A 5,958-nucleotide genomic window follows, 5' to 3' on the forward strand; every position below is an offset into this window, starting at 1 on the left:
CAGCAGGCGGTAGCGGCCGCGGGAGCGCTGCACGAGTGAACGCTCGACGAGGTCGTCGATCGCCGTCTCGGGAAGCCCGAACGCCGCCGTGACCTCGGCCAGGTCCGCGGAGGAGATGCCGTCGGGGAAGACGGCCAACGCGAGCAGCGCGTCCCGCTGCGCGTCGTCGAGCAGGCTCCAGCTCCAGTCGATGACAGCCCGCAGTGTCTGGTGCCGCGGCTCCGCCGTGCGCGGTCCTCGGTCGAGAAGCGCGAATCGATCCGCGAGGCCGTCCTCGATCTCGGCGATCGACAGCACCCGTGCCTTCGCCCCGGCGAGCTCGAGTGCCAGCGGCAGGCCGTCCAGGCGCCGTGCGATGCGGGCGACGGCCTCCGTCTCGCCGGCGTCCGGCGCGTGCCCGCGGGCGGCGCGGATGCGCGCGGCCAGCAAGGCCACGGCATCGCCCTCCGGCAGCGATCCCACCGTGACGAACGCCTCGCCAGGAACGCCCAGCGGTTCGCGGCTCGTGGCCAGCAGTCGCAGCGCCGGTGCCACCCGCAAGGCATCGGTCGCCACCTGGGCGGCGTCGCTCACGACGTGCTCGGCGTTGTCGAGCACGAGCAGCAGGGGCCGGCCGGCGAGGGCGGCGAGGGCACGCTCGCGGGAGCCCTGGGCCTGCCCGACAGTGCCGTCGGACAGGCGGACGCCGCGTCCGAGAGCGGTGGCGACGGCATCCCAGACGCCCCCCGCGTCGGCCGGTGCCAGCTCGACGAACACCGCGGGCGCGTGACGGCGGGCGAGCTCCAGTGCGAGAGTTGTCTTTCCCGCACCGCCGGGACCGATCAGGGTGAGCAGCCGCTCATCGGTCAGCTGAGCCTCGGCGAGGGCGATCTCGTCGGCTCGCCCGATCAGCGCCGTCAAGGCTGCCGGAATGCGTGTGTCGTCCACAGCCCCCACCGTGGGCGCGCCGTGCGGACCCGCGATCCGCTGCGCGTGCGCGCGGTCTTCGAGCAGATCGCGCCGCGCCCAGTCGAAGTCGTCCGGCACCCAGGGGTCCGCCGTCCAGAGATCGAGCGCGTTGCGCGCCAGCGCCGCGGCTCGTTCGGGGTCGTCCTCACGGCGGGCCGCCGCCACGAGGTCCTGGAAGCGGGTCAGGTCGATCTCTTCCCGGCCGAGCGTCAGACGGTAGCCGCCGGACACCGCCTCGATCGTCGCCGAACCGAGGGCGCGGCGCAGACGCGAGACGAGGGACTGCACCGCGGCGCGCGGATCGTCGGGCGCATCGACCGGCCAGAGGTCGTCCGCCAGTGCCCGCACGGACACCGCGGCGCCCGCATCGACCGCGAGTCGGAACAGCAGGCTCTCCTGCCCGCGACCGCGCGCCGGAAGAGGCCCGGCATCCCACGCCGGTCCGCCGAAGTAGGTGAGCCGCACGGCTCCACTCTAGGTGCGAGGCGCCACCTCCCTTCCGGCCCCTCTCCACGACGCGGTGAAAGGATGGGGGCGTGTCCGACAAGCCTGCAGCCGACCTCGCCGACCGTGCCCGCACCACCCGGGTCGTGGTGATCGGTGGGGGGATCGCAGGTCTGGTCGCCGCGTGGGAGTGCGCTCGCATAGGCATGCCCGTCACGCTCATCGAACAGCAGCCCCGGCTCGGCGGCCGGATCGAGACGGACGAGCTGGACGGCATCACCGTCGATCTGGCCCCCGAAGCGTTCTCGCTCTCGGCGCCCGCGCTCGCGGGGCTGCTCGATGAGCTGGAACTGCGTACCGAGGTGGAGCCGGCGCGCGAGGGCTCGGTCGCAGTGGCGCTCGCCACCCCCGGTGGCCCACGCGTGGTCACGCTGCCACCGAATCGGGCCGGCATCCCGGCCAACGTGTGGGCTGAACCGGTGCGCGCCCTCGTGGGCGGTCGGGGGGTGTGGCGGGCCTACCTCGATCGGTTGCGCCCTCCGTTGACCATCGGTCGTGAGCGCAGCCTGGGTGCGCTCGTGCGCTCACGCATGGGCGCGCGCCTGCGTGAGCGTCTCGTCGCCCCCCTCACTCTCGGCACCTGGGGTGTCGATCCCGACCAGATCGATGTGGACCTCGCCGTTCCGGGCCTCAGCGCCGCGCTGACCCGCGCGGGCTCGCTCGCCGGCGCGGTCGGCCAACTGCTGCCCGACGACGCCGCGACGAGAGGTCCGCGCCGGGCGCGGTTGCGAGGTGGGCTGACACAGCTGGTCACGGCGCTCACCGAGCGACTGCTGCTGCTCGACGCCGACCTGCGGGTGAACCACCGCGCACGGGGCCTGACGCGAACGCCGGACGGCTGGCTGGTCCATCTCGACCCCGCGGACCCGCGGGACGAGGCCGAGCTTTCCTCCACGCAAGAGTCCGCGGAGCCGCTGCCTGCGGACATCGTGGTGCTCGCCGGCGGGGCGGCGAGCGGTGCCGCTCTCCTGCGTGAGCACGGCATCGTCGTCGAGGCGGCGCCGCTGCCGGTGCGCGACGTCGTGACCCTCGTCATGGATGCTGGGACCGCCGCCTCCGACGGCCCCTCGACGATCTATCCCGTGCCGGGGGCGATGGCGGCGGCATCCGTGATCGACGTCGGCTCGGCGTGGTCGGGTGTGCACGCCCAGGCCGGGCCCGATCGGCGTGTGTTTCGTGTGACCCTCGACGCGTCGCCGACGGACGATGCGACGGAGATCGCCGCGCGCGCCGCCGCCGACGTGACGAGGTTGTGGCCCGGAATCGGGCACGTTCGCGCGGCGACGCATCGACGGGCGCGCCTGGCCCCGCCCGCCTCCGTGCTCGGGCACGCCGAGCGCAGTGCGGCGACCCGCGCGGCGATCGGCCGCGGGCACGGTGGCCTCATCGCGGTGGGCGAGGACCTTGCCGGCGGCGGCGTGTCCGGCATCGTCGCGGACACCCTCGCCGAGGTCGAGCGCGTCCGCCACGACGTGCTGTGGACGCGCTCCTAGCACACGCCTCCCGTCAGGGACAGCCCCGTGACCGGAGGATGCCGGAATCGGAATATTGCGACTACCCTGGAGTCACGAAGCACTCCCGGCACGGACGTGAGGAGACGCCATGAAGGGCAAGATCGGCATCGTCGTGGGACTCGCCGCGGGCTACGTGCTCGGGTCGCGCGCCGGCCGCGAGCGCTACGAGCAGATCAAGGCGGGCTACCTCAAGCTCTGGAACACCGCACCGGTGCAGAAGCAGGTCGCCACCGTGAAGGAGCTCGGCAAGAGCGCCGCCCTGGCTCTGCCGAGCGCCCTGTGGGACGGAGCGGTCAAGGTCACGCGCGCGGCGAGCCGCAGCGGCTCGCCGGGACAGAAGCTCGACTCGGCGATCCGTGCCGGTCGGGCCTCGGCGGACGACGTCGCGCGCGGGGCGGAGAAGACCGCCGCCGAGGTCAAGAAGGCCGCTGACAAGGCCGTCGCGGACGCGAAGACCGCGGCCAAGAAGGCAGCGGACGACTGACATGGCGACGCCTCGGGGATTCCGCGACCGCGCCGACGACAGCCTGCTGACACTCGTCGGCGAGGTGCCGGAGCTCGTCCGCAACCTGGTGGTCGCCGAGATCGACTCGGCGAAGAACTGGGCCAAGAAGGCGGGCAAGGATGCCGGCATGGGCGGCGTCTGGTTCATCGTCGCCCTGTTCTTCCTCTTCTGGTCTCTGCCCGCGCTGGCCGCCTTCGCCATCATCGGACTGTCCTCGTGGATGCCGGCGTGGCTCGCCAGCCTCATCGTGGTCGTGATCGCGCTCGTCGGAGCCGCCGTCTTCGCGTGGCTGGGGCTCTTGCGTTTCAAGCATTTGAGTCGTTCGACCAACCCCGTCGACGCCGTGAAGGTCGACGCGCGCATCGTGAAGGACGTGGCCGATGAGTTCTGACCAGCCGATTCCGCGCACCGCCGTCGCCCTCGGCATCACCGACCCGGTGGAGAGCGCCCGTGCCGAGTTGAAGGCCGCCCTGGCGGCGATCGAGGTCAAGGCGAATGTGCCCAAGCGCGTCGCGCAGGCCACCGATCGTCGGATCGCCGACGCGCGTCGTTACGCACGGCGCAACCCCACGCAGGCCTCGCTCGCCGTGCTCGGTGCGGCGGCGGTGGTGGGACTGGCGGTCTGGGGGATGGTCCGCGCCTACACGCGCTGAGTCGTGGTCGGGCACGCTCGCGCGTGTTCTGACACCTGCCGCGGGCACTGTCAACCCCGTGTCCGAGCCGTGCGTCGCCCGGGGTATGCTCGTGTCTCAGGCAGCGGCAATGGTGCGCAAGCTGCCGGCAACGACGACCCGAGCCGCGCAGCCATCGCGTTCGCGCGTGCACGAACGTCGTTGCCGGATGCGCGAAACCGTGCGTCCCGACTGAGCATCACGAAAGTCGAGCATGATTCCTGACCCGCACGCCGCCAAGCCCCTGAAGGGGTGGCGTGTGCTCGTTCCGCGCGGGGGTCCCTGGGGGGACTCCGTCGCGGCGACGCTGCGGGTGCAGGGCGCCGTGCCGGTCATCGCCCCGCTCATCAACTTCGCTCCCTCGACCGATCAGGCCACGCTGGAGCAGGCTCTCGCCGATCTCGCCGCCGGCGCGTTCGACTGGGTCACCCTGACAAGTGCCACCACGGTGGACGTCCTCTACGCCTATCGCGCCGTCATTCCCGCCACGACGCGGGTGGCGGCCGTCGGTGAGACCACCGCCGCCGCACTGGCCGCCGTCGGCTATCGCGTCGACCTCGTCCCCGACGAGGACAACTCCGCGGCGGGAATGGCCTCGCAGCTGATCGAGCTCGAGCCGGCACCGCGGCGCATCCTGACGCTGCGCAGCGAGATCGCCAAGCCGGTGCTCACGCGCCGCCTCACCGAAGCGGGACACGACGTGCGCAGCGTCGTCGCCTACCGCACGGTCGGGGTGCCGGTGACGGAGCGGATCGCGCACGACGTCGCCAGCGGCCGCATCAACGCGATTCTCGTCACCAGCGGCTCGGTCGCCGAGCAGGTGCGGCTGCAGTTCCCCGAGATCCCCGACACCACCGTGATCGCCGCCATCGGACCGCGCACCGCGAAGGATGCCCGGAAGGTGGGTCTCGGCGTGAGCGCGGTGGCGCGGGAGCAGACCGTGGAGGGGCTCATCACGGCGGTGTCGAACTTTCCGCTGCCGCACGCCACGGACGAGTTCCACCTCTGACGCGCGATCCGCGCTCTCCGTTCAGCCGAGGATCTGCGCGAGGAAGCGGGCCTGCTCCTCCCACTGGAACGCCTGACCGCCCTCGTGCTCGTTGAAGTCGTAGACGCGGATCTGCTTGTCATCCCGCTCGACGTGGTTGTAGGCCGCGTAGACGGTCGAGGGCGGGCACACCGGGTCGAGCAGGCCGACCGAGAACAGGGCGGGCGCACTCAGACGGCGCGCGAAGTTCACGCCGTCGAAGTAGGAGAGCGTGTCGAGCACCCGTTGCGTGGCACCGCGGTGCACCGAGAGGTAGCGCACCACTTCGTGATACGGCTCGCGGTCGGTCATCCCGATCGCGCGTTCGAAATGGCAGAGGAAGGGCACGTCGGGCATGACCGCGACGAGTCCCTCGCTCAGTGCCGCCGCGGCCAACGTGATGCCGCCGCCCTGGCTGCCGCCGGTCACGGCGATGCGCGCGGCATCCACGACCGGAAGGGTGCGAGCGGCGTCGATGAGGCGCACGGCGTCGGTGAACACGCGGCGGTAGTAGTAGTCCTCGGGCGATTCGATGCCGCGAGTCATGTAGCCGTTGGTCGAGGGCCCGGTGCCGTGCGGATCCGGTGTCGATCCCGGAGCTCCCCAGGTGGATCCCTGCCCACGCGTGTCCATGAACAGATGCGCGTAGCCGGCCGAGGCCCAGCCGAGCCGTTCGGTCGGAAGCCCGCGACCTCCGCCGTAACCGTTGAACTCGATGACGGTGGGCAGCGCAGCGGCAGCGTCGGCACGTCGGGGGACTCTAGAGGATCCCCGGGTCCGAGCTCGAAT

Annotated in this window: 7 protein-coding genes; 5 read left to right on the plus strand and 2 right to left on the minus strand. The window is 72.0% G+C overall.

Annotated features, from left to right (window positions below):
* The coding region (locus I5I_RS07290) for an ATP-binding protein (protein WP_036318160.1) at positions 1–1,413 on the minus strand (1,413 nt) is incomplete at its 3' end.
* A gap of 71 nt (positions 1,414–1,484) precedes the next feature.
* On the opposite strand from I5I_RS07290, the gene I5I_RS07295 reads away from it, so the two are divergent.
* The 5 genes from I5I_RS07295 to I5I_RS07315 all read left to right on the plus strand — a co-directional run bounded on the left by I5I_RS07295 (position 1,485) and on the right by I5I_RS07315 (position 5,151).
* Positions 1,485–2,945 carry a protoporphyrinogen/coproporphyrinogen oxidase gene (locus I5I_RS07295; RefSeq protein ID WP_036318161.1) on the plus strand — a complete coding sequence of 487 codons (1,461 nt, stop codon included), beginning with the start codon at positions 1,485–1,487 and terminating at the stop codon, positions 2,943–2,945.
* A 109-nt stretch (positions 2,946–3,054) separates the two neighbouring features.
* Positions 3,055–3,450 carry a hypothetical protein gene (locus I5I_RS07300; RefSeq protein ID WP_036318162.1) on the plus strand — a complete coding sequence of 132 codons (396 nt, stop codon included), beginning with the start codon at positions 3,055–3,057 and terminating at the stop codon, positions 3,448–3,450.
* A 1-nt stretch (position 3,451) separates the two neighbouring features.
* Positions 3,452–3,862 carry a phage holin family protein gene (locus I5I_RS07305; protein WP_036318163.1) on the plus strand — a complete coding sequence of 137 codons (411 nt, stop codon included), beginning with the start codon at positions 3,452–3,454 and terminating at the stop codon, positions 3,860–3,862.
* Complete coding sequence (locus tag I5I_RS07310; protein ID WP_036318164.1) at positions 3,852–4,124, plus strand: hypothetical protein; 273 nt, start codon at positions 3,852–3,854, stop codon at positions 4,122–4,124. The genes I5I_RS07305 and I5I_RS07310 overlap by 11 nt, the downstream gene beginning before the upstream one ends.
* Positions 4,125–4,356: 232 nt before the next feature.
* Complete coding sequence (locus tag I5I_RS07315) at positions 4,357–5,151, plus strand: uroporphyrinogen-III synthase (protein ID WP_036318165.1); 795 nt, start codon at positions 4,357–4,359, stop codon at positions 5,149–5,151.
* A 21-nt stretch (positions 5,152–5,172) separates the two neighbouring features.
* Here I5I_RS07315 and I5I_RS07320 read toward each other — a convergent pair.
* A partial coding sequence (locus tag I5I_RS07320) for an acetylxylan esterase (RefSeq protein WP_051039530.1) occupies positions 5,173–5,958 on the minus strand: 786 nt, incomplete at its 5' end.

Source organism: Microbacterium sp. B24, from assembly GCF_000333415.1.
GTDB lineage: Bacteria > Actinomycetota > Actinomycetes > Actinomycetales > Microbacteriaceae > Microbacterium.

Excerpts from the sequence above, each read along its gene's own strand:
- I5I_RS07300 (WP_036318162.1), top strand. The coding sequence starts at position 3,055 with ATGAAGGGCAAGATCGGCATCGTCGTGGGACTCGCCGCGGGCTACGTG.
- I5I_RS07305 (WP_036318163.1), top strand. The coding sequence starts at position 3,452 with ATGGCGACGCCTCGGGGATTCCGCGACCGCGCCGACGACAGCCTGCTG.
- I5I_RS07310 (WP_036318164.1), top strand. The coding sequence starts at position 3,852 with ATGAGTTCTGACCAGCCGATTCCGCGCACCGCCGTCGCCCTCGGCATC.
- I5I_RS07315 (WP_036318165.1), top strand. The coding sequence starts at position 4,357 with ATGATTCCTGACCCGCACGCCGCCAAGCCCCTGAAGGGGTGGCGTGTG.